General features: G+C 51.2%; 6 tRNA genes. All 6 read left to right on the forward strand.

The annotated features are described in order from the left end of the window. The first annotated feature begins 2 nt into the window (after positions 1-2). The 6 genes from LJD34_RS16140 to LJD34_RS16165 all read left to right on the forward strand — a co-directional run bounded on the left by LJD34_RS16140 (position 3) and on the right by LJD34_RS16165 (position 521). Positions 3-78: transfer RNA gene (locus LJD34_RS16140), tRNA-Thr, on the forward strand. A gap of 4 nt (positions 79-82) precedes the next feature. Then, positions 83-166, forward strand: a tRNA-Tyr gene (locus LJD34_RS16145). Positions 167-179: 13 nt separating this feature from the next. Beyond that, positions 180-255, forward strand: a tRNA-Gln gene (locus LJD34_RS16150). An 8-nt stretch (positions 256-263) separates the two neighbouring features. Next, a tRNA-Lys gene (locus LJD34_RS16155) sits at positions 264-339 on the forward strand. A gap of 13 nt (positions 340-352) precedes the next feature. Continuing rightward, positions 353-441, forward strand: a tRNA-Leu gene (locus LJD34_RS16160). A gap of 6 nt (positions 442-447) precedes the next feature. Next, positions 448-521, forward strand: a tRNA-Gly gene (locus LJD34_RS16165). The last annotated feature ends 2 nt before the right edge of the window (positions 522-523 follow it).

Raw genomic sequence — 523 nt, forward strand, 5'->3', positions numbered from 1 at the left:
ATGCCGGCTTAGCTCAATTGGTAGAGCAACTGACTTGTAATCAGTAGGTTGAGGGTTCAAGTCCTTTAGCCGGCACCATGATGGAGAGGTAGCGAAGTGGCTAAACGCGGCTGACTGTAACTCAGTTCCTTTTGGTTCGGTGGTTCGAATCCACTCCTCTCCACCATCTATCTAATGAATGGGGTATAGCCAAGCGGTAAGGCAACAGACTTTGACTCTGTCATTGCGCTGGTTCGAATCCAGCTACCCCAGCCATAAGGTATGACCCGCTAGCTCAGTTGGTAGAGCATCTGACTTTTAATCAGAGGGTCAGGCGTTCGAGTCGCCTGCGGGTCACCATTTAACTGAATAAGCCCAGGTGGCGAAATTGGTAGACGCACAGGACTTAAAATCCTGCGGACCTTAAAATCCGTGCCGGTTCGACTCCGGCCCTGGGCACCATTCAATGCGGGTGTAGTTCAATGGTAGAACTTCAGCCTTCCAAGCTGACTACGTGGGTTCGATTCCCATCACCCGCTCCATT

This window comes from Faecalibacillus sp. MSK20_93, assembly GCF_020589945.1.
Taxonomy (GTDB): domain Bacteria; phylum Bacillota_I; class Bacilli_A; order Erysipelotrichales; family Coprobacillaceae; genus Faecalibacillus; species Faecalibacillus intestinalis.